The sequence below is a fragment of the Microbacterium sp. MYb72 genome (genome assembly GCF_002979415.1).
Lineage (GTDB): Bacteria > Actinomycetota > Actinomycetes > Actinomycetales > Microbacteriaceae > Microbacterium > Microbacterium natoriense.
On record NZ_PCOT01000012.1, the window covers coordinates 20,180 to 41,515 of the forward strand.

The window sequence follows — 21,336 nt, forward strand, 5'->3', positions numbered from 1 at the left end:
GAGTGCGCCAGGGCCGCGACGGTGCCAGGCTGGATGCGTGAAGACGCTGCTGCTCGCCCGCCACGCGAAGTCCGACTGGGGCGTTCCCGGTCTGTCCGACCACGATCGTCCGCTGAACTCCCGCGGTCGCCGCGACGCGCCCGTCATGGCGCGGCGGCTGGTCGACGAGGGCATCCTGCTCGACCGCGTCGTGTCGAGCAGCGCCGTGCGCGCACGGAGCACCGCCGCCGAGTACGCCGCGGCCTTCGGACTCGACATCATCGAGGAGCCGCTGCTGTACGCGGCATCCGTCCGCTCTATCCTCGCGATCGCGTCCGCGCTGCCCGAGGAGAGCAGCGTCGCGATGCTCGTCGGGCACAACCCCGGCATGAGCGACGCGGTCGCGGAGCTCACGGGCGACTGGGCGGAGCTTCCGACGTGCGCCATCGCGGAGTGCGCCGTCGACGTCGACACGTGGGCCGAGCTCGTCGAGGGCTCAGGTCGCCTGCTGCGCCTGCGCACCCCTCGCGACGGCGACTAGCCTCGCCGCGCTAGCCCCGACATCGCGCGCTCGACGTCCCGCGAGTGCACGGGATCCCGCCGAACGCACGAGACGTTCACGCCGACAGGCCGTGCACTCGTCGACAGACCGTGCACTCGTCGACAGACCGTGCACACGTCGACAGGCCGTGCACTCGTCGATATCACGGGAAGTCGACGCGCAAGAACGCCCGCGCCCGTCACGCGCCGATGTGGCGCACGAGCTCCGCGACGAAGACCTCGGGCTCGTCGAGATGCGGGGCGTGACCGGCATCCGCCAGCGCCACCTCGCGATAGACGCCGCCCGCACTCGCGTACCGGTCGAGCACGGCCCTGGTCTGCGTGATCATGGGCTGCGGCGGGGCGATGTCGACGCCGGGCCAGCCGGGGATCACCCCGAGCAGGCCGAGCTGGTTGAGGTCGAAGAACGAGGCGTCCGAGACGATCGCGTCCTTGTCGCCGTGGATCCACAGGATCGGCGGCTTCACCGCGAGGTCGACGATGCCCGACGTGTCGAAGTGCTGCGGCGCCATCGTGTTGAGCACGCCGCGGGTGCCGGCGGCGAAGCCGGGCCAGTTCTCGGATGCCGCGGCATCCCCGGGGTAGTTGTCGACGCCCGTCCTCGTGGTGAGCATCGAGGCGACCCAGGCGTCTTCATGGGCCTCCTGCTGCTCGGGCTTCGCGACGTACGCGGTGCGGTAGACCGTGCGCGGCGAGGTCTGCTCGTCTGCGCTCGTATCGCCCGCCTCCAGCCGGGCCACGAAGTCGGGGTTGGCGCCCCCGCCGCCGGTGCCGGCGCCGTCGGCGTCGTTGCGGATGCCGTCAGGACCGTGCGTGCCTCCGAAGCCGTAGGGCGACACCGGAGCCTCCAGGGTGAGCGACAGCACGCGCTCAGGGGCGTCCAACGCGGCCTGCATCACGACGCCGCCGCCCATGCTCCAGCCGACGAGATGCACGGCGTCGAGCCCGAGGGCGTCGAGCACCGAGAGCACGTCGTCGGAGAAGTCCCGCAGCCCACGGGTCGCATCGACCGGCTTGGTCTCGCTGTCGCCGAACCCGCGCAGGTCGATCGCCAGGGCGCGCACCCCGGCGGGGAGGGCGAGCATGGTCGGCTGGTAGAACGCGGCCGACGACACGTTGCCGTGCACGAAGACGACCGCCGGCCCCTCGCCCGGCCGTTCGAGAACGTTCGCGACGTAGCGCGGGGTCTCGACGCGGTGGGCCGTGATGCCCTCGAATGCAGTGCTCATGTCGACTCCTTCGTCGGTGATCTTCGGCTCAGGCCGGTCGCCCGGCCAGGGCGGATGCCGCGACGCGGGAGGCCCCGCGGTCGGCGAACAGGATCGTGTAGTGGTTCACGTCGTCGATCTCGACGACCTCCAGCTGGGGCACGAGCGCACGGAAGCCCTCGAGAGCGCCGGGGGCGTACAGCGGTTCGGCGTCGGTCAGACCGCGCGGAGCCCGCAGCACCGTGACCGGCATCCGCAGCGATCGGAGCGCCTCGACGTACCACGCGGGTCCGTAGAGCTCCGCGCCGTCCTCGATCGTGGCCGCGGCCACGGTCGACGCACGGGTGCCGTCGAGGTCGTACCGCGCGTAGTCCTCCACGACGTCCGACCAGTCGCGCGAGAAGGCCGGATGCTGTCGCCAGAACCCGAGGTAGGCGTCGGCATCGGCGAAGTCCATCTCCAGCCGTCGCGCGGCAGGACCGAGGAGCGCGGCGATGTCGAGGTCGTCGGCGCTCTCCGCACCGGACGGGAGCGCGAGCGGGAACCCTCCGTCGACCAGCACGAGCCGATCGACGAGGTCGGGGCGCTGCGCAGCGAGCATCACGACGACGAACGCCCCCATGGAATGCCCGAGGACGATGCGCGGCTCGCCGCCGTCGTCATCGAGCAGGTCGGCGAGGTCGTCGGCGTGCCGGCGGAGGCCGTAGGGCCCTGGCAGTCGGTTGCTGCGTCCGCGCCCTCGCAGGTCGGGAGCGAGGAGGGGGTGCTCGTCGAGGTGCGCCGCGACGGCTCCCCAGGAGCGGCCGTTGGCGGTGATGCCGTGCACGGCCAGCATCACCCGCTCGTCGGTCGTGCGCCCGTACGACGTGGTCGCGAGTCCGCTCATCGCGCGCTCCATCCGCCGTCCATCACGTACGACGAACCGGTGACCGACGTCGACGTCGCGCCGCACAGCCACAGCGCGAGGTCGGCGACCTCATCGGGCTCCAGCAGGCGCTTGATCGCGGACTCGACGAGCATCACCTTCTCGATGACCTCGGACTCGGGGATGCCGTGCGCCCTCGCCTGATCGGCGATCTGCGTCTCGACGAGCGGGGTCCGCACGTAGCCGGGGTTGATGCAGTTGCTGGTCACCCCGTGCTCCGCCCCCTCGAGGGCGGTGACCTTGGACAGTCCCTCCAGCGCATGCTTCGCCGTGACGTACGCCGACTTGAACGCGGAGGCGCGGATGCCGTGCACCGAGCTGATGTTGACGATGCGGCCCCAGCCGCGCTCGTACATGCCGGGGAGCACAGCGCGGGTGAGGAGGAAGGGCGCGGTGACCATGATGTCGAGCATCCTGCGGAACGTCGACGGATCGAAGTCCACGATCGGGGCGACGGTCTGGATGCCGGCGTTGTTGACGAGGATGTCGGCGTCGAACGACCGCGCTGCAAGTGCGTCGAGGTCGCCGAGGTCGAGCGCGAGCGGCTCTCCCCCGATCTCCGCGGCGACCGCTGCGGCGCCCTCGGCGTCCCGGTCGACGACGATCACCCGGGCTCCCGCCGCCGCCAGGGCGGTCGCGCACGCGGCACCGATCCCGCTCGCAGCCCCCGTCACGAGCGCGGTCCTCCCGCCCAGATCGGTGCCGTGCGCGGTCCCCAGCTTCTTCATCACATGTGCAGAGTAGTTCAGCGTCATGGGCAAGCGAATGTGCAAAACTGCACAGATGATGGCGCATTTCCCTGCACCGCCGCTGAGCGCTGACGACCTCCTCGTGCTCCTCGCCGTCGCGCGCAGCGGGCGGTTCACCACCGCCGGCCAGCGCCTCGGACTCAACCACACCACGATCGCCCGCCGCATCGCCGCACTCGAGGCGCAGCTGGGCGGCCGCGTGCTCTCGCGCGACGGCGGCAGCTGGGAGGTCACGCCGCTCGGCACCCGCGCGCTCGCTGCGGCCGAGGCCGTGGAGCAGGCGCTGGGCGGGCTCGACGACGGCGGCGGCGATCGCATCGAGGGCCTCATCCGCCTCTCGGCGACCGACGGCTTCAGCGGCTTCGTCGCGGCCCCGGCGATGGCGGCGCTGCAGCAGCGGCATCCGGGCATCGCCCTGGAGATCGTCACGGGCACCCGTCAGGCCTCGCAGCAGCGCGGCGCCGCCGACCTGGAGGTCGTGGTCGGGCGACCCCAGGTGCACAGAGCCAAGGCCGTGCACCTCGCCGACTACGCGCTCGGCCTCTACGCGAGCAGGGACTTCCTCCGCCGGCATCCGACCCCCGCCTCCCCCGATGACCTCGTCGGTCAGCCGCTCGTGTACTTCATCGAGTCGATGCTGCACGTCGATTCGCTCGACGACGCCCGCCGCGTCGTCCCCGGCATGACGGATGCCGTCGCCAGCACCAACGTGTACGTGCACGTCGATGCGACCAGGGGCGGCGCAGGGTTCGGGCTGCTGCCGGTCTTCCTGGCCGACCAGCACGACGATCTCGTGCGCGTGCTGCCGGAGCGGATCGAGCAGCGCCTGCCCTACTGGCTCGTCACGCGGCCCGACGCCCTGCAGCAGCGCTCCGTCGCCGCCTTCCTGGAGGCCCTGCACGAGCGCCTCGACGACGTGAGGGGCGTGCTGGTCGGCGAGGCCTGACCCCCGCGCCTCCCGCCTCCTCCGCGTGCCGCCGTGTCGCCGAGTCGCCGCGTCGCCGCGTCGCGGAGTTCCCGCGTCGCCGAGTGCACGGCATCCCGCCGAGTGCACGGGAACTCCACGTCGACAACCCGTGCGTTCGGCGAGTGCACGCGAAGTCGACGCGCGAGACGCGACGCACGCGACGTCGACGCGCGAGACGCGAGATAACGCGGGGGCCGGTCAGGCGGGGAGCATGCGACGGATGCTGGCGGCGCAGGCGGCGAGCGCCGCGTCCAGGGGGAAGTGACCAGCGGCGCAGAGGGTGCCGAGTCCGTGCACGAGACCCCAGATGCCGAGGACGTCTTCGGCATCCGAGAGGCCGGCGGCGATGGATGCCGCGCCGAGGAGCTGTTCGAGCTCGACGATCAGCGGGCCCATGGTCGCGCTGGGCTCCCCCGGGATGCAGACGGTCGGGTCGTAGACGACGTCGAAGCCGTGCGGATGCTCCACGGCGAAGCGCAGGTATGCGGAGCCCCCGGCGATCAGCGCGGCGACCGGATCCGGAGCGCCGGCGACGGCGGAGCGGACGGAGTCGACGAGCTCGGCCATGCTGCGCTCGGCGAGCACCTTCAGCAGCCCTCGCCGGTCGGCGAAGTGGTGGTACGGCGCGTTGTGGCTCACGTCCGCGGCACGGGCGACCTCGCGGAGGCTGATCTCCTGCGCCGGCTTCTCGGCGAGCAGCTGCATCGCGGCGCTCTCCAGCGCATGAGCGAGATCGCCGTGGTGATAGCCCGACCGAGAACTTGACACGAGCAACATCCTCTCGTATCTTGACACTGTCCAGCAAGTTGACACTGTCCAGATAGGAGACGCGATGTCCACCGCACTCGTCATCGACGGCCACCCCGACGCCCGATCCCTCACGGCCGAACTCGCCCGCCGCTACGCCGCCGCCCACGGAGACGCCCGCGTGCTCGCGCTGCGCGACCTCGACTTCGACCCGTCGCTGCGCTACGGATACCGGGAGCGCATGACCCTCGAGCCCGATCTCGTCGACGCCAAGCAGGCGCTGCACGAGGCGGAGACGATCGTGGTGTTCACCCCGCTGTGGTGGGGGTCCGTCCCCGCGATCCTCAAGGGCTTCTTCGACCGCGCGCTGCTGCCCCAACAGGAGTACCGGTACACGCGGCTCGGCCTGCCGGAGGGGCTGCTCGACGCCTCGTCCGGGCGACTGTTCCTCCTCGCGGACACCCCGTGGTACCTCGCACCGTTCACCGGGCTCCCCGCGCAGACCCACGTCGCTCGCGGCACGATGCGGTTCTGCGGCATCCGCTCGGTGCGGACGCACCGGATGCTCGGGGTCAAGGACGCGACTCCCGCCCGCATCTCCGCCTGGCTCGACCGAGCCTCAGCCCTCGGCCGCCGCGACGGCGCCCGCACTGCGGCGCGGGCCCAGGGCACGATCCCGGCGATGACGCCACCCGCTCTGGCCGAGAGCACGGCATCCTGACGTCGACACGACGCTCAGAGGTTCACAACTCCTCATAGTTCCGCCGTGCGAGCGCAGAATGGGCCGGATCCGCGAGGATCCGGCCCATTCTTGAGGAGTTGTGAACCTCTCACCGGCGAGACGACGAGGCCGGCGCCGAGTTCACGCGAACTCGCCGACCGCACGGCATCCTGATGCACACGACCCGTGCACTCGGCGACTGCCTGCGACGTCGACGAGCCGGGAAGGATGCCGCGCGGCTCAGGCCATCGCAGCCGACGCGGCTTCGTCCTCCGTGGTCGCGACGAGCTGACCGCAGGCGCCGTCGATCTCCTTGCCGCGGGTGTCGCGGAGGGTCGTCGGGATGCCGGCGTCGTTGAGTCGCCGCACGAACTCGTTCTGCACCGACGGCTCGGACGACGTCCAGATCGAACCGGGCGTCGGGTTCAGCGGGATCGGGTTGACGTGCACCCAGCCGCGACCGCGCTCGTTGAGCTTGTCTGCGAGCAGGTCGGCACGCCACGCGTGGTCGTTCATGTCCTTGATCAGGGCGTACTCGATCGAGACGCGACGACCGGTCTTGGCGTAGTACTCGTACGCGGCGTCGAGCGCCTCGTCGACCTTCCAGCGGGAGTTCACCGGGATGAGCTCGTCGCGCAGGTGGTCGTCGGGCGCGTGCAGCGAGAGCGCGAACGTCACGGGGATGCCCTCGTCGGCGAGCTTCTTGATCGCCGGGACGAGGCCGACCGTCGAGACCGTGATGCCGCGAGCGCTCATGCCCAGGCCGTCGGGCTGCGGCGCGACCATGATGCGCACGGCGTCCATCACCCGCTTGTAGTTCGCGAGCGGCTCCCCCATGCCCATGAAGACGATGTTCGAGACGCGCTCCATCGAGTGGTCGTCGGCCTTCTTGCCGCCGAGGCCGCCCTCGGCGATCAGACGGTTGGCGCGCACGATCTGCTCGATGATCTCGGCGGTCGACATGTTGCGCGTGAGTCCGGCCTGACCGGTGGCGCAGAACGGGCAGTTCATGCCGCAGCCGGCCTGGCTCGACACGCACAGCGTGATGCGGCCCGGGTAGCGCATGAGCACCGACTCGACGAGCGCGCCGTCGTGCAGGCGCCACAGGAACTTGATCGTGTCGCCGCGGTCGGTCTCCAGGCGGCGCACCTCGGTGAGCAGCGGCGGCAGCATGCCCGCGACGAGGTCGCCGCGGATGCCGGCGGGCAGGTCGGTCATCTGCTCGGCATCCGAGGTGTAGTGGCGGAAGTAGTGGGTCGCCAGCTGCTTCGCGCGGAAGCCGGGGAGCCCCAGCTCCTTGACCTTCTCGACGCGCTCCTCGGGCGTGAGGTCGGCGAGGTGCACAGGCGGCTTGCCGCGCTTGGGGCTCGCGAACTGCAGCAGCGGACGCCCCTCGGCATCCTTCTGCTGGGTCCATCCCTCGGTCGCGGGGCGCACCTGCGGAGCCTTCGTCTCTCGGATGCCTCCCTGCGGGGACGCGGATGCCGGTCGCGTCTGGCGCGTGCGGGGAGTATCGGTCATGGACTCAAGGGTACGCGGTGGCGGGTGGGAAGGCCCTGGGGCCGCGAGACTCGCCTGCATAGACTGAGCCCGTGGACTCCATCATCGTCGTCATCGTCGTCGCGGCCGTCGTCGTGGTGGGCATCGTCATCGTCGCCGCCGCCCTGCGCGGCATGCGCCCGAAGGAGCCGGAGGCGCAGGTGTACCGCCCCTCGCCGACCACGGCGCGCACGGCCCCCGCGACCTCGTCGATGAGCCCGACGTCGGGCCTCACTCCGCGGGTCGTGGCGGACATCGACCGGCTCGTCGCGTCCGACCAGAAGATCCAGGCGATCAAGCTCTACCGCCAGAGCACCGGCGTCGGCCTGAAAGAGGCGAAGGACCGCATCGACCACTGGTCGATCAGCACCACCGCGCCGCACGCCGCCGCCGTCTCGCACGCGAACGCGGCCCGCACCTCGATCACGCCGTCGTCGATCCGCGCCTCTCTGCCCGCGCCGGTCGCGGCGGACATCGACAGGCTCGTCGCCGAGGGCGCGAAGATCACCGCGATCAAGGCTCTCCGCGAGCACACCGGGGTCGGCCTCAAGGAGGCCAAGGACGCGATCGAGGCGTGGACTCCCGGACGGTAACACCCTCAGTTTCATTTGGTATACCAGAAGCATGAGAACCGGACGGATGCTGCAGGCGTTCACGATCGTCGCGGTGACACTGCTCGGCGCGACGGCGTGCACGGCATCCGCTCCGCCGTCCACGACGCACGCCGAAGGATCCGCCATGACCGCCGCCACCCACGACCTCCTCGCCGCCGCCTCCGAGGGGGATGCCGACGCCGTGCAGGCCGCCCTCGATACGGGAGCCGAGATCGAGGCCCGCGGCGACGGCGGCATGACCGCGCTCGTCGCGGCGACCAAGAAGAACCACGTGGAGGCCGCCCGTGCGCTCATCGACGCCGGCGCCGACGTGAACGCCGCAGACGACATCCAGGACTCCGCCTACCTTTACGCCGGCGCCCGCGGACACGACGAGATCCTGCAGCTGACCCTGGAGAACGGCGCCGACCTGGGGAGCACCAACCGCTTCGGCGGCACGGCGCTCATCCCCGCGTCCGAGCGCGGGCTGCTCCGCACCGTCGAGATCCTGCTCGACGCGGGGGTCGACCCGAACCACGTCAACGACCTGAACTGGACGGCGCTGCACGAGGCGATCGTGCTCGGCGACGGCTCTGCGCGCTACGCCGAGGTCGTGCGGGCGCTCATCGACGGCGGCGCCGACGTCTCGATCCGCGACGGCGACGGCGTGCTCCCCCGCGACCTCGCCGCCTCCCGCGGATACGACGCGATCGTCGCCGAGATCGACCGGTGACCGACCTCAGCGCGTGGGCCTGGGCCGCGCTCGGTCTCGCCGCGGTGATCACCGGCCTCTCGAAGGCGGCGATCCCCGGCGGCTCCACCCTGGCCGTCGTGCTGTTCGCCGCAGTGCTGCCCGCACGCACATCCACGGCGGCGATGCTGCTGCTCTTCATCGTCGGCGACGTCTTCGCGCTGATCGCCTACCGCCGGCACGCGCACTGGCCGACGCTGCTGCGCCTCGCCCCCGCGGTGATCGCCGGTCTCCTCGTCGGCTTCGCGTTCCTCGCGCTGGCCGGCGACGGCCTCGTGCGCAGGGCCGTCGGAGTGATCCTGCTGCTCATGATCGCGATCACGCTGTGGCGACGTTGGCGGGAGGACCGCCGGGATGCCGTCGCCGCCCCGCGCAGCGGCATCCTGCTCTCGTCGACCTACGGCGCGCTCGGCGGCTTCACGACGATGGTCGCGAACGCGGGCGGCCCGGTGATGTCGATGTACTTCCTGGCCACGCGCACCCAGGTGCAGGTGTTCCTCGGCACCTCCGCGTGGTTCTTCGCGATCGTGAACCTCGTGAAGGTGCCGTTCCTCGCGGGTCTCGGACTCTTCACGCCATCCGTGCTGCTGATGGATCTGATCCTCGCGCCGCTGGTCGTGGTCGGCGCGCTGGTCGGACTCCGCATCGCGCGGCGCATTCCGCAGGCGCTGTTCGACCGCCTCGTGATCGCGCTGACGGTCGTCGGCTCCGTGTACCTGCTGTTCTAACGCGCTCGCGCCCGCCCGCACTCGAGCGCGAGGCTCAGAGGAAGATGTCGGGGAACAGACGGTCGTCCGGGGTGCCCGGAACCGCGGCGTAGCCCGAGAAGTCGGTGATGCCCTCCGCCTCCAGCACGTCTTCGACCACGAGCGTCTGTCCGGTGTACTCGGCCGCGGGCTTGAGCAGCACCGCGTACGCGGCATCCGCGTAGATGTCGGCCGTGCGGCTGGCGGCCATGACCTTGTCGCCGCCGAGCAGGTTCTGCACCGCGGCGGTGGCGATGGTCGTGCGCGGCCACAGCGTGTTCGCGGCGATGCCGTCGCGGGCGAACTCCGCGGCCAGTCCGAGCGTGACCATCGTCATGCCGAACTTCGCGAGCGTGTAGCCGGTGTGCGCGCCGAGCCACTTGGGCGTCGGGTTCAGGGGCGGCGAGAGGGAGAGGATGTGGGGGTTCGCGGCGTCCTTCAGGACGGGCACCGCCGCACGGGACAGCATGAACGTGCCGCGCACGTTGACGTCCTGCATGAGGTCGTACTTCTTCGCGCTCAGGTCGAGCGAGCGCGACAGGTCGATGACGCTGGCGTTGTTGATGACGATGTCGATGCCGCCGAACTCGCCCTGCGCCTTCAGCACCGCCTCGGTGATGTCGTCGTCGTCGCGCACGTCGCCGACGATCGGCAGCGCCTGGCCGCCCGCGGCGCGGATCTGCTCCGCCGCCGTGTGCACGGTGCCCTCGAGCTTCGGGTGCGGGGTGTCGGTCTTCGCGAGCATCGCGATGTTCGCGCCGTCCGCCGCGGCCTTCAGCGCGATGGCGAGCCCGATGCCGCGGCTGCCGCCCGACATCAGGATGGTCTTTCCTGCCAGTGTGCTCATGTCTCTCCTCGATTCCTGATTCCGGTCGCAGACCCGGTCGACGTTCCGGAGGAACGTCGACCGGTTTCGCGACCGGCACAGCTCTTCTGGGGGTGTTTACTTCGGCGCCATCCGGATCGCGCCGTCGAGGCGGATCGTCTCGCCGTTGAGGTAGCCGTTCTCGACGATCTGCTGCGCGAGGGCGGCGTACTCGTCGGGGCGGCCCAGCCGCGAGGGGAACGGCACCTGCTGGCCGAGCGAGTCCTGCGCGGCCTGCGGCAGGCCCATCAGCATGGGGGTCTCCATGATCCCGGGGGCGATGGTGCAGACGCGGATGCCGTAGCGGGCGAGCTCGCGGGCGACCGGGATGGTCATCGCGTGGACGCCGCCCTTCGACGCCGAGTAGGCGGGCTGGCCGATCTGGCCGTCGAACGCGGCGACGCTCGCGGTGTTGATGATGACGCCGCGGTCTCCGGACTCGGTGGGCTCGTTCTTCGCGATGACCGCGGATGCCTGCGACAGCACGTTGAACGTGCCGACGAGGTTGATGCGGACGACCCGTTCGAAGTCGGCGAGGACGGCGGGGTTGCCCTCGCGGTCGAGCACCTTGGCCGGCGGCGCGATGCCCGCGCAGTTCACGACGATGCGCAGCGGCGCAGCGGCCTGTGCGGCGGCGACAGCGGCCTGCACCTCATCGGCGCTCGTGACGTCGGCCGCGACGAACAGCCCGCCGAGCTCCTCCGCCAGCTCCGCGCCCTTCGAGGAGGCGAGGTCGACGATGGTGACGTGGGCGCCGGCCGCGGCGAGGCGCCGTGCCGTCGCGAGGCCGAGACCCGAGGCTCCGCCCGTGATGAGCGCGCCCTGTCCGGTGATCTGCATCTGGAGTTCTCCTTCGAACGTCGTTGCAACCGCTGGTGATACGCGGTCTCAGTGTACGTGACTCGTAGTGTCACGGCATCCGTCGTCGGCGTCCTTGCCGAAGCGACCGTGGGTGGTGTGTGCTGGACGCATGGAACTGCGTCGCAAGCGAGCCTACGACACCGCCTCGGCCGACGACGGCTTCCGCGTGCTCGTCGATCGACTGTGGCCCCGAGGCGTCTCGAAGGAGCGCGCCGCCGTCGATCTGTGGGCGAAGGACACCGCGCCGAGCCCCGACCTCCGCCGCGACTGGCACGCGGCCCCCGACGACGAGTGGGACGTCTACGCCGACCGGTACCGCGCGCAGCTCGCGCACGAGTCTGCGGAGGCGCTGCGCGAGCTCGCCGCCGCTCTGCGCCCGCATCCGGTCGTCACCCTCGTGTACGCGGCGCACGACCCGGTGCACAACCACGCCGTCGTGCTGGAGGAGGCGCTGCGGGCGCACGGCAGGATGGAAACGTGAGCATCCCCTCCCTCGATCTCCCCGTACCCGCACGGGTCCGCGAGCTCGCGGGCGGCGCCGGTCTCGAACCGGTGTGGGTGAACGGCATCGGCGGGCTGACCTTCCGCACCGACGACGACCGCTACATCAAGTGGGGACCGCACGACACCGAGGCGAACATGCGGGACGAGGCCGAGCGGATGCGCTGGGCACGCCGGTGGATCACCGTCCCCGAGGTGATCGAGCAGGGGCAGGATGCCGAGCACGAGTGGCTCGTCACGGTGGCGCTCGATGCACGCAGCGCCGTGGATCCCCGCTGGCATGACGATCCGGAACGGGCCGTGCGCGCGGTCGGCGAGGGCCTCCGGATGCTGCATGAGAGCCTTCCCGTCGACGAGTGCCCGTGGGAGTGGAGCGTCGCAGGTCGCATCAGCGGCGCCGCCGCGCGCGGCGTGATCGTGCCGGAGAAGCTGCGGACGCACCCTCCGGTCGACAGGCTCGTGGTGTGCCACGGCGACGCCTGCATGCCCAACACGCTGCTGGACGATGCGGGCCGCCCCGTCGCGCACGTCGACCTCGCCGCGATCGGAGTCGCCGACCGTTGGGCGGACATCGCCGTCGCCGCGATGAGCACGAAGTGGAACGCCGGCCCGGGCTGGACCGACACCCTCATCGAGGCGTACGGCGTGGAGCCCGACCGTGAACGGCTCGCCTACTACCGGCGGCTGTGGAACAGGACCTGAGTCACGACGCCCCGCCCGCGCCGATGACGAAGTTCCAGGAGCCGGTCGCGACGGCGGCGGCGATCGCGACGAGCGGGATCACCGCGCACGCGAGCAGGAGCGCGGTGTCGCGCCGGGTCCACACTGATTCCCGCGCCCACGACCGCGGACCGGTTCCCCCGAATCCCCTGGCCTCCATCGCCGTGGCGAGCGAGGAGCCGCGGCGGATCGCGAGCACGAACAGCGCGAACGCCATGCCGAGGGTGCGGCGGATACGACCCTGATCGGCGACGCCCCGCGCCCTCCTGGCGAGCGCGAGAGCCCGCCAGTCGTCGGCGAGGAGTCCGAGCATCCGCATTCCGGCGAGGGCTCCGACGACGAAGCGCGCGGGCAGCCGGAGCCGCTGCGCCAGATCGTCGGCGAGGTCGGTGGGATCGACCGTGACGAAGAGCACCACGGAGGGCAGGCCGATCGCCAGCACGCGCACCGCGGTGGCGGCGGCGAGCGCGAGCGATCCGTCGCTCACCCTCATCAGCAGCCACTCGAAGTGCACCTCGCCGCTCTGCGCTCCGTACAGGGCGATCGTGACCGCGCTCAGCGGCGCCGCGATCCAGAGCACGGCGGTGCGGGTCCAGAACTCGCGTGCGCCGAGGCCCGCGAGCAGCAGCAGCGGGATCTCCAGGACCAGGGCGACGGATGCCGACACCACGTCGATCGAGAGGATGAGCGGAACCGCGATGAGCAGCGCCGCGGCGAGCTTGGCGAGCGCCGAGCGCGGAGCGATGGGACCGCGGCGCTCGATGCGGGCGGTGAGAGGATCGATCATGCGCCCACCTCGAGCCTGCGGGCGTGCAGGGCGCGCAGCACGGCCTCATCATGGCTGATCGCGACGATCGCGGCGCCGTCGTCTCTCAGGCCCGCGATGATCGCGACGAGCTCGGCCCAGGTCGTGGCGTCCTGCCCGAACGTCGGCTCATCGAGCACGATCATCTGCGGGCGAGTGGCGAGAGCGGCGGCCACCGTGAGACGACGCTTCTCCCCTCCGGACAGCGTGTACGGGTTCGCCTCGGCGAGCGCGGTCAGCCGCAGACGCTCCAGCAGCTCGTCGGCACGTCGGGCGATCTCCGCCTCGTCCAGCCGCAGAGCGCGGGGGCCCACGGCGAGCTCCTCCCGAACGGTCTTCGCGAGGAGCTGGTGCTCGGGGGTCTGCAGCACCGTCGCGATGCGGGTGAGCAGCGCGCGGGACGTCCAGCGGAAGGGGTCGTCTCCCGACCCCGACGACAGCGCTGCCGAGGCGACGACCCGCCCGCTCTCCGCCGGGATGAGACCCGCGAGCGTGAGCCCGAAGGTCGACTTGCCCGCCCCGTTGGGGCCGGTGATGCCGATCGCCTCCCCGGCGTGCACGTCGAGGTCGAAGGGACCGGCGACCGGGATGCCGCGGCTGCGCGCCACGGACAGCGCGTGCGCATGCAGCAGGAGCTCACCCGGTCCGTGCGCCGGCGGAGGGGGAACGGCCGGCGGATGACCGGGCACCCAGACCCCGGATGCGGCGAGCTCGGCGCCGCGCGCGCCGAGCACCTCGTCGGGAGTCCCGTCTGCGAGGACGACGGTGCCTTCGGGCTCCGCGCCGAGCACGATGACCCGGTCGACGAGGGGCAGCCACACGTCGATGCGGTGCTCGATCACGACGAGGGTCGCCCCGGTCGCGTCGAGGGCGGCGGCGACCGCATCCCGCACATCCCGCACCCCCTCGGGGTCGAGGTTGGCGGTCGGCTCGTCGAGCAGGATCGCTCCGGGGCGCATGGCGATCACGCCCGCCAGCGCCAGCCGCTGCTTCTGCCCTCCCGAGAGCGCCGCTGTCGAGCGGTCGAGGGGCACATCGAGCTCGACGGCATCCATCGCCTCGCGCACCCGCGGCCAGATCTCCTCGCGGGGCACGCCGAGGTTCTCGCATCCGAAGGCGATGTCGTCGCCGACCCTGGCGAGCATGGTCTGCGTGTCGGGGTCCTGCAGCACCATCCCCACGCGGCCCCGGCTCTCCGTCGCGGGAACGCCGTCGACGAGGAGCGCTCCGTGCGTCTCCCCCTCGTCGGCGCCGCCGAGCACGCCGCCGAAGCCCTGCAGCAGCGTGGACTTGCCCGAGCCGGAGGCGCCGAGCAGAAGCACCCGCTCCCCCGGCTCGATTCGCAGTTCGACCTCGCGCACGGCCCAGCGCAGCCGGGTGGTGTAGCGCCATCCCCAGCCGCGCGCATCGAGCGCGGCGGGGTTCACCCGGGCGGTCACACTCGTGCGGTGACCTCGCGGCCGGCCGCGAACCGGCTCAGGGCGCCGGTGGCGGCGAGTCCGCGGGCGATCAGCCAGGCGCCGAGCCCGGCGATCACCGCACCGGAGATGGTCGTCGAGGAGATGTAGACGGCGGTGAAGAGCGTGTCCACCCCCGGGTACCAGAGGATGCGGTCGTTGATGCCGCACGCGAGCCCCGCGCCGGCGCCGGCCAGCATCGCGACGGGCAGACGCCAGACGCCGTACAGGAACACGAGGAAGATCAGCTCGGCGCCGATGCCCTGCACGAGTCCGGAGACGATGGTCAGCGGCCCCCACGCGTTGCCGATCAGCGCCGAGATGATCGCGGCGACCAGCTCGGTGTAGAGCGCGGCGCCGGGCTTGCGGACGATCAGCCCGCCGAGGACGCCGGCGATCAGCCACGGACCGGCGAGCAGTCCCTGGACGCCGGGGAGCAGCGCCTCGAGGGCCCCGCTCGGGGTCACGTATCCGACGTTCCACAGCAGGAAGATCGCCGCGCAGGCGACGGCGACGACGCTGGCCACGACGATGTCGACGACGCGCCACCGCCAGAGCTGGGCGTTGCGCAGGCCCGTGGCCGTGGATGCCGCTTCGGTGCTGGACCGGTGCGTGGACGTACTCATCTGAACTCCTCCCTGCGCCGGCATGATCCGGATCAGGTTCGACGGTCGAAGCGCGATTCGCTCCCTCTCAGCCCGGCTCGCCGGACTCCCGTGGTTGTGCTCTCGATCATACCCAGTGCCGACACTCCGCGCTCCCCTGTTGCGGCACCGCGGTTCTCACGGGAGAGTTCGGTACCGTAAGCAGGTGACCGCTCCTGACTCCGCCGAGGCCACCGCTCCCCTGGGCGATGCCCCGATCGACGCCGCCGCAGACGCGGACACGTCGGCCATCGACGCGGAGCTCGACCGGGTCCCCGCGATCCCGGATGCTGCGGCTCACGACTCCGAGCTGGAGCAGCTGGTCGCGGACGCAGAGGCCCCCGCCGCTCAGTGGGCGAGCGAGGGCGGAGCGGCGACCGCACTCACCTGGGTGGATGCGGCATCCGTCGCCGACCACTCCCCGACGGCGACGCTCGACGGCGATCAGGTGCGCGAACCAGGGGCCGCGCTCTGGACGGGCGCCCGGCTGCGCCCCGCCGCGGCGGGTCCAGGCGTGCTCGTGCCGATCGGCATCCTCGCCGCACTGGCCGCCTCCTACGCGGGCACGACCCTGCTGTGGCCGCTGCACGAGGTCGCGCCGACCGTGAAGACGGCGGATTTCCAGGCGACGGCCGCTCCGGCAGCGGCCATCACCTGGCCGACGCAGGGCAGCGCGGCGGTCGGCATCCAGGGCATCGGAACGGTCGCCTCGTCGCCGGATCCGGCCGTCATCGCGAGCATCACCAAGGTGGTCAGCGTGCTCATGGTGCTGGATCAGATGCCGCTCGCCGTCGGCGAGCAGGGTCCGTCCTTCTCCTTCACCAAGGCCGACAGCCAGTCGTATCTCACGTACAAGCGCAGCGACCAGTCGGCGCTCGACGTGCCCGTCGGGGGTTCCCTGACGGAGTTCCAGATGCTGCAGGGCATCCTGCTCGGCTCGGCGAACAACTACATCGACCGCCTCGCGAAGGAGATCTGGGGCTCGGACAAGGCCTTCGCGGACGCCGCGGCGACCTGGCTCAGAGATCGCGGCATCCAGGGCATCACGATCCTCTCGCCCTCCGGGTTCGACGAGCGCAACACGGCGACCCCCGAGGCGCTGATCGCCGTGGCGGAGCGGGCGATGCAGAACCCCGTGTTCGCGGGGATCGTCGGTACGCCCTCGGTCGAGCTGCCGGGCGCCGGACTCGTGAAGAACACGAACGGGATGCTGTCGGACTCCGGTGTGGTCGGTATCAAGACCGGCACCCTTCACGAGAGCTGGAATCTGCTCACCGCGAAGGACGTGGTCGTCGACGGCACGACCGTGCATCTCTACGCCTCGGTGCTCACGCAGGCCGATGACGACATGCGTCTCGCGTCGACGCGGTCCCTGTTCTCGCAGGTCGAGGACGCGCTGCAGGCCGAGGCCCCCGCGGTGGCGAAGGGAACCGTCGTCGGAGAGGTGGACACCCTGTGGGGTGCGTCCACCGAGATCGTGACGGATGCCGACGCCGACGTCGTGCTGTGGGACGCCGCCGCGGCGGAGGCGACGCCCGAGTTCGATCTGGGCGAGAAGAGCAAGGCGGGCGCCGAGGTCGGCACGTTGACCGTCGCCGGCCCCCTCGACACGGCGACGACGCCGCTCACTCTGAAGAAGAAGCTCGAGGGGCCCAGCGCCTGGTGGCGTCTCACCCACCCCCTGGAACTCTTCGGCCTGACCTCCGACAAGCGCTAGTCGGAGCCAGGCACACAAACCCAGGGCCCACGGCCCCAGAGCGCACGGCCCCAGAGCACGCGAAAGCCCCAGACGCACCACTCCCGGGACACAACCCTGAGCACGCGAAAGCCCCGCCCCGAGTGACCGGGGCGGGGCTTTCGCAGTGAACTCAGGCCCTGTTGTCGCCGGAGTCCGAACGCTCGATGAGCGACTCCGCCGAGGCGACCTCCGCTGCCGGGCTCTGCGCGCCGACCGAGGCGCCGACGCGCGCGGCATCCGCCTCGGCCTCGGCGTCGCCGGTGACGACCACGGGGGTCGTTCCGGTGAGCGCCGCTTCGGCGTCGATGTCGGCCGCGGCCTGCTCGAACTGCGACTGGTACAGACGCCAGTAGGCGCCCTGCGCGGCGATGAGCTCGTCGTGCGTGCCCTTCTCCACGATGTCGCCGTGCTCCATCACGAGGATGAGGTCGGCGTCACGGATGGTCGACAGGCGGTGCGCGATGACGAAGGACGTGCGTCCTTCTCGGAGCGCCGCCATCGCGTGCTGCAGCAGCAGCTCGGTGCGGGTGTCGACCGCCGATGTCGCCTCATCGAGGATGAGGATCGACGGCTGCGCGACGAACGCCCTGGCGATGGTGATGAGCTGGCGTTCGCCCGCCGAGACGTTCGACGCGTCTTCGTCGAGGACCGTGTCGTAGCCCTCGGGGAGAGCGTGCACGAACCGGTCGACGTACGTCGCCTTCGCGGCGGCGAGCACCTCGTCGTCGGTCGCCGTGGAGCGGCCGTAGCGGATGTTCTCGCGGATGCTCCCGGCGAACAGCCACGGATCCTGCAGCACCATTCCGGTGCGCGAGCGCAGGTCGTCGCGTGCCATGTCCGCGATGTCCTGCCCGTCGAGCAGGATGCGTCCGCCGCTGAGCTCGTAGAACCGCATGATCAGGTTGACCAGCGTGGTCTTTCCCGCGCCGGTCGGGCCGACGATCGCGACGGTCTGCCCTGGCTCGACCTGGAACGACAGGTCGGTGATGAGCGGACGGTCCTCCGAGTAGGAGAACGCGACGTTCTCGAACTCGATGACGCCCTTGCCGTCGACGACCGTGGGGGCGTCGTCGGCATCCGGCTCCTGCTCGTCTTCGTCGAGCAGCTGGAAGACGCGCTCCGCGGAGGCGGTTCCCGACTGCACGACCGCTGCCATGCCGCCGAGCTCTGCCAGCGGCTGGGAGAACTGCTGCGAGTACTGGATGAACGCCTGCACGTCGCCGAGGCGCAGCTGGCCGTTGGCGACCATGAGGCCACCCAGCACCGCGAGGGCGGCGTAGCTGAGGCTGCCGACGAAGGTCATCGCGGGCATGATGATGCCCGAGAGGAACTGCGCCTTGAACGCCGACTGGAACAGCTCCTCGTTCTCGACCTGGAACTTGTCGAGAGCGTCCTGCTCGCGTCCGAAGACCTTGACCAGCGCGTGGCCGGAGAAGGCCTCCTCGACACGGGCGTTCAGGCGTCCGACCTTGCGCCACTGCTGGCCGAAGGCCTTCTGCGAACGCGGACCGATGACGCCGAAGATGACGCCCATCAGCGGGAGCGCGATCAGGGCGACGAGCGCGAGCTGCCACGAGATCGAGAACATCATGATCAGTACGCCGACCACCGTGAGCACGGAGGTGAGGGCGCCGGACAGCGACTGCTGCATGGTCTGCGTGATGTTGTCGATGTCGTTCGTGACCCGCGAGATCAGTTCACCTCGCTGCACCTTGTCGAAGTACGACAGGGGCAGACGGTTGATCTTCGCCTCGACGTCTTCGCGCAGGCGCCACATGGTGCGCACCATGATGACGTTGATGACGTAGCCCTGGATCCAGCTGAGGAGCGCGGCGAGCACGTAGATCGCCAGCACCGCGAGGATGATCCAGCGCATGGCCTCGAAGTCGATGCCGTCGCCGACCTTGAAGTCGCGCATCGCGGCGACCTGGTTGGCGAAGTCGTCCTGGCCGAACTGGCGCAGCTGCTCCACGACCTCGCTCTTCGGGGTCCCTGCGGGGAACCCGGGGAACGTGTCGGTCTTGCGTCCCAGTTCGTTGGAGAAGAAGCCCGCGTAGACGAGGTTGGTCGCCTCGGCGAGGACCTTCGGGGCCGCGACGGAGAGGAAGACGCCGATGGCGCCGAGGATCGACACGAACACGAACCAGACGGCGGAGGGCTTGAGGAGCCCGATCATCCGCTTGAAGCTCGGGCCGAAGTTGTCGGCCTTGCCCGGCGCGACGCTGTCCCAGTCCCCCGAGTTCTGACGGGCCTGCTCGGCGAGCTCGGCCTCGTACTTCTCCTCCTCGGTGAGCTCGGGCTCGACGGTCGCGGCGGCCTTGGCCGCCGCCATGCGCTCCCGACGGCTCTGCGGCTTCTCGGGAGTCGACGGGTTCTGCGCGCTCATGCGTCCACCCCCAGCTGCGACTCGACGATCTCGCGGTACGTGTCGTTGGTCTCGAGCAGCTCCTCGTGGGTGCCCACGCCGACCATGGTTCCTCCTTCAAGGACGACGATGCGATCGGCATCCGTGATCGTCGAGACGCGCTGCGCGACGACGATCTTCGTGACGTGCGGGAGCTCCCGCCACAGCGCCTGCCTCAGGCGAGCGTCTGTGGTGAGATCGAGCGCCGAGAACGAGTCGTCGAAGACGAGGATCTGCGGCTGGTGCACGATCGCACGGGCGATGGCGAGACGCTGGCGCTGACCGCCCGAGACGTTCGTGCCACCCTGGGCGATGCGCGAGTTCAGCCCATCGGGCATCTCCTCGACGAAGTCGCGCCCCTGTGCGATCTCCAGCGCATGCCAGAGCTCTTCATCGGTGGCGTCCTCACGGCCGTAGCGAAGGTTCGACGCCACGGTGCCCGTGAAGAGGAACGGACGCTGGGGCACCAGGCCGATGCTCTGCCACAGCGCGTCGACGTCGGCTTCGCGCACGTCGGTCCCACCCACGAAGGCGGCGCCTCCGGTGACGTCGAAGAGCCGAGGGATCAGGGAGACGAGCGTCGTCTTGCCCGCACCGGTGGATCCGACGATCGCGACGGTCTCCCCCGGTTCCGCGGCGAAGCTGATGCCGTGCAGGACAGGCGACTCCGCACCGGGGTAGGTGAACTCGACGGCGTCGAAGGCCACGGCTCCGGGGACGGGGAAGTCGCTGACGCCGTGCTCGGGGCGCGTCATGCTCGACGTCGAGTCGAGGACCTCGCCGACGCGCTCGGCCGAGACGGCGGCGCGCGGGATCATCATCGCCATGAAGCTCGACATGATGACACCCATCATGATCTGGCCGATGTACTGCATGAACGCGAAGAGCGTGCCGATCTCGACGGTGCCCGAGTTGACCTCGATGCCGCCGAACCAGATCACCGCGACGACCGTGACGTTGAGCACGAGCATGAACAGCGGGAACAGGAGCACGAAGAGGGAGCCGATCTTGCGGCCGACCACCATGATGTCGGTGTTCGCGCCGCGGAAGCGCTCCTCTTCGATCTCCTCGCGCACGAAGGCGCGCACGACGCGGACGCCGGTGAGCTGCTCGCGCATGATGCGGTTGACGTTGTCGATCTTCTTCTGCATGCTCCGGAACAGCGGCACCATGCGGCTGATGATCAGGAGGGCGATGATCAGCATGACCGGGACGGAGACGGCGATCAGCCAGCTCAGGCTGGCGTTCGTCACGACGGCCATGATGATGCCGCCGATGGCGAGCAGAGGCGCGGTGACGAACATCGTCGCGCCCATCATGGCGAGCATCTGGACCTGCTGCACGTCGTTCGTGTTGCGGGTGATCAGTGAGCCGGCGCCGAACTGCGAGACCTCGCGCTCGGAGAATCCGCTCACCTTGGCGAAGACGTCGGCGCGGATGTCACGGCCGGCCCCCATGGCGGCCCTGGCGGCGAAGTAGGTCGCGATGACGGACGCGACGATCTGGCCGAGCGAGACGACGAGCATGAACAGGCCGGTGCGCCAGATGTACGCGGTGTCGCCCTGGGCGACGCCCTGGTCGATGAGGTCTTTGTTCAGGTTCGGCAGGTACAGCGACGCGAGGGCGCTGGCGAACTGGAACACCAGGACGCCGACGAGCAGCCATCGATATCGGGAGAGATAGCGGACGAGGATTTTTCCCAGCACAGGCGGACTTCCTTGAGGGGTTGGAACAGCGGATTTCTCGGCTGGCGGATGCCGACCGACAATCAGCCGCATCACAGATTGTCACGTGCCACGGACATTCGCATCCCCCTGAGGGGGGACCTTCGCTCACAGCGAACCTTATTTCGCTG

General features: G+C 70.5%; 21 protein-coding genes and 1 riboswitch. Of the genes, 9 read left to right on the forward strand and 12 right to left on the reverse strand.

Annotated features, from left to right (window positions below; all coding sequences use genetic code 11):
• Positions 1 to 37 precede the first annotated feature (37 nt).
• Positions 38 to 520 carry a histidine phosphatase family protein gene (locus CQ047_RS08520; protein WP_146114304.1) on the forward strand — a complete coding sequence of 161 codons (483 nt, stop codon included), beginning with the start codon at positions 38 to 40 and terminating at the stop codon, positions 518 to 520.
• A gap of 199 nt (positions 521 to 719) precedes the next feature.
• Here CQ047_RS08520 and CQ047_RS08525 read toward each other — a convergent pair whose 3' ends face one another.
• Genes CQ047_RS08525 through CQ047_RS08535 form a run of 3 tightly spaced genes read right to left on the reverse strand, consistent with a single transcriptional unit; the run spans position 720 to position 3,401 of the window.
• A complete protein-coding gene (locus tag CQ047_RS08525) occupies positions 720 to 1,769 on the reverse strand; it encodes an alpha/beta fold hydrolase (protein ID WP_105674215.1) in 1,050 nt (349 codons plus the stop codon).
• Between the two features lie 28 nt (positions 1,770 to 1,797).
• Positions 1,798 to 2,634: an alpha/beta fold hydrolase gene (locus CQ047_RS08530; protein WP_181155884.1), complete on the reverse strand. Its 837-nt coding sequence runs from the start codon at positions 2,632 to 2,634 to the stop codon at positions 1,798 to 1,800.
• A complete protein-coding gene (locus tag CQ047_RS08535) occupies positions 2,631 to 3,401 on the reverse strand; it encodes a 3-hydroxybutyrate dehydrogenase (protein WP_105674219.1) in 771 nt (256 codons plus the stop codon). The genes CQ047_RS08530 and CQ047_RS08535 overlap by 4 nt, the downstream gene beginning before the upstream one ends.
• A gap of 55 nt (positions 3,402 to 3,456) precedes the next feature.
• On the opposite strand from CQ047_RS08535, the gene CQ047_RS08540 reads away from it, so the two are divergent.
• Positions 3,457 to 4,368, forward strand: coding sequence for a LysR family transcriptional regulator (locus tag CQ047_RS08540; RefSeq protein WP_223585757.1), 912 nt, complete (start codon positions 3,457 to 3,459; stop codon positions 4,366 to 4,368).
• 219 nt (positions 4,369 to 4,587) lie between these two features.
• On the opposite strand, the gene CQ047_RS08545 is transcribed toward CQ047_RS08540, so the two are convergent.
• Positions 4,588 to 5,166, reverse strand: coding sequence for a TetR/AcrR family transcriptional regulator (locus tag CQ047_RS08545; protein ID WP_258132550.1), 579 nt, complete (start codon positions 5,164 to 5,166; stop codon positions 4,588 to 4,590).
• A 55-nt stretch (positions 5,167 to 5,221) separates the two neighbouring features.
• Here CQ047_RS08545 and CQ047_RS08550 point away from each other — a divergent pair, with 55 nt between their 5' ends.
• On the forward strand, positions 5,222 to 5,857 hold the full coding sequence (locus CQ047_RS08550) for an NAD(P)H-dependent oxidoreductase (protein ID WP_105674223.1): 636 nt from the start codon (positions 5,222 to 5,224) through the stop codon (positions 5,855 to 5,857).
• Positions 5,858 to 6,097: 240 nt separating this feature from the next.
• On the opposite strand, the gene rlmN is transcribed toward CQ047_RS08550, so the two are convergent.
• Entirely contained in the window at positions 6,098 to 7,378 is a 1,281-nt protein-coding gene (gene rlmN, locus CQ047_RS08555) for a 23S rRNA (adenine(2503)-C(2))-methyltransferase RlmN (RefSeq protein ID WP_105674225.1), read from the reverse strand.
• A gap of 71 nt (positions 7,379 to 7,449) precedes the next feature.
• On the opposite strand from rlmN, the gene CQ047_RS08560 reads away from it, so the two are divergent.
• The 3 genes from CQ047_RS08560 to CQ047_RS08570 are packed head-to-tail and all read left to right on the forward strand — an operon-like array spanning position 7,450 to position 9,468.
• Entirely contained in the window at positions 7,450 to 7,989 is a 540-nt protein-coding gene (locus CQ047_RS08560) for a ribosomal protein L7/L12 (protein WP_258132552.1), read from the forward strand.
• A 31-nt stretch (positions 7,990 to 8,020) separates the two neighbouring features.
• Positions 8,021 to 8,722: an ankyrin repeat domain-containing protein gene (locus tag CQ047_RS08565; protein ID WP_105674227.1), complete on the forward strand. Its 702-nt coding sequence runs from the start codon at positions 8,021 to 8,023 to the stop codon at positions 8,720 to 8,722.
• On the forward strand, positions 8,719 to 9,468 hold the full coding sequence (locus CQ047_RS08570; RefSeq protein ID WP_105674229.1) for a sulfite exporter TauE/SafE family protein: 750 nt from the start codon (positions 8,719 to 8,721) through the stop codon (positions 9,466 to 9,468). Before CQ047_RS08565 ends, CQ047_RS08570 begins: the two co-directional genes overlap by 4 nt.
• 34 nt (positions 9,469 to 9,502) lie before the next feature.
• On the opposite strand, the gene CQ047_RS08575 is transcribed toward CQ047_RS08570, so the two are convergent.
• Together CQ047_RS08575 and CQ047_RS08580 are read right to left on the reverse strand one after the other, a co-directional pair.
• A complete protein-coding gene (locus CQ047_RS08575) occupies positions 9,503 to 10,333 on the reverse strand; it encodes an NAD(P)-dependent oxidoreductase (protein ID WP_105674231.1) in 831 nt (276 codons plus the stop codon).
• Positions 10,334 to 10,429: 96 nt separating this feature from the next.
• Positions 10,430 to 11,191, reverse strand: coding sequence for an SDR family NAD(P)-dependent oxidoreductase (locus CQ047_RS08580; RefSeq protein ID WP_105674232.1), 762 nt, complete (start codon positions 11,189 to 11,191; stop codon positions 10,430 to 10,432).
• A gap of 130 nt (positions 11,192 to 11,321) precedes the next feature.
• On the opposite strand from CQ047_RS08580, the gene CQ047_RS08585 reads away from it, so the two are divergent.
• Both CQ047_RS08585 and CQ047_RS08590 read left to right on the forward strand, forming a co-directional pair.
• Complete coding sequence (locus CQ047_RS08585) at positions 11,322 to 11,693, forward strand: DUF488 domain-containing protein (RefSeq protein WP_105674234.1); 372 nt, start codon at positions 11,322 to 11,324, stop codon at positions 11,691 to 11,693.
• Positions 11,690 to 12,415, forward strand: coding sequence for an aminoglycoside 3'-phosphotransferase (locus tag CQ047_RS08590; protein WP_105674236.1), 726 nt, complete (start codon positions 11,690 to 11,692; stop codon positions 12,413 to 12,415). The genes CQ047_RS08585 and CQ047_RS08590 overlap by 4 nt, the downstream gene beginning before the upstream one ends.
• Before the next feature lies 1 nt (position 12,416).
• Here CQ047_RS08590 and CQ047_RS08595 read toward each other — a convergent pair whose 3' ends face one another.
• The 3 genes from CQ047_RS08595 to CQ047_RS08605 all read right to left on the reverse strand — a co-directional run bounded on the left by CQ047_RS08595 (position 12,417) and on the right by CQ047_RS08605 (position 15,321).
• On the reverse strand, positions 12,417 to 13,220 hold the full coding sequence (locus CQ047_RS08595; RefSeq protein ID WP_105674237.1) for an energy-coupling factor transporter transmembrane protein EcfT: 804 nt from the start codon (positions 13,218 to 13,220) through the stop codon (positions 12,417 to 12,419).
• Positions 13,217 to 14,677 (reverse strand): ABC transporter ATP-binding protein, encoded by a 1,461-nt coding sequence (locus tag CQ047_RS08600; RefSeq protein WP_258132553.1) that lies wholly within the window; start codon positions 14,675 to 14,677, stop codon positions 13,217 to 13,219. The genes CQ047_RS08595 and CQ047_RS08600 overlap by 4 nt, the downstream gene beginning before the upstream one ends.
• The gene (locus tag CQ047_RS08605; protein ID WP_105674239.1) at positions 14,674 to 15,321 is read right to left on the reverse strand and encodes an ECF transporter S component; all 648 of its coding nucleotides are present in this window, start codon (positions 15,319 to 15,321) and stop codon (positions 14,674 to 14,676) included. The genes CQ047_RS08600 and CQ047_RS08605 overlap by 4 nt, the downstream gene beginning before the upstream one ends.
• A riboswitch (TPP riboswitch) is annotated at positions 15,312 to 15,423 on the reverse strand. (Overlaps the previous gene by 10 nt.)
• A gap of 82 nt (positions 15,424 to 15,505) precedes the next feature.
• Here CQ047_RS08605 and CQ047_RS08610 point away from each other — a divergent pair.
• Complete coding sequence (locus CQ047_RS08610) at positions 15,506 to 17,056, forward strand: D-alanyl-D-alanine carboxypeptidase (RefSeq protein WP_105674241.1); 1,551 nt, start codon at positions 15,506 to 15,508, stop codon at positions 17,054 to 17,056.
• A gap of 151 nt (positions 17,057 to 17,207) precedes the next feature.
• Here CQ047_RS08610 and CQ047_RS08615 read toward each other — a convergent pair whose 3' ends face one another.
• Together CQ047_RS08615 and CQ047_RS08620 are read right to left on the reverse strand one after the other, a co-directional pair.
• Positions 17,208 to 19,409, reverse strand: a complete 2,202-nt coding sequence (locus CQ047_RS08615) for an ABC transporter ATP-binding protein (RefSeq protein WP_105674372.1) — start codon at positions 19,407 to 19,409, stop codon at positions 17,208 to 17,210.
• 50 nt (positions 19,410 to 19,459) lie between these two features.
• The gene (locus tag CQ047_RS08620) at positions 19,460 to 21,187 is read right to left on the reverse strand and encodes an ABC transporter ATP-binding protein (RefSeq protein WP_105674243.1); all 1,728 of its coding nucleotides are present in this window, start codon (positions 21,185 to 21,187) and stop codon (positions 19,460 to 19,462) included.
• Positions 21,188 to 21,336 lie beyond the last annotated feature (149 nt).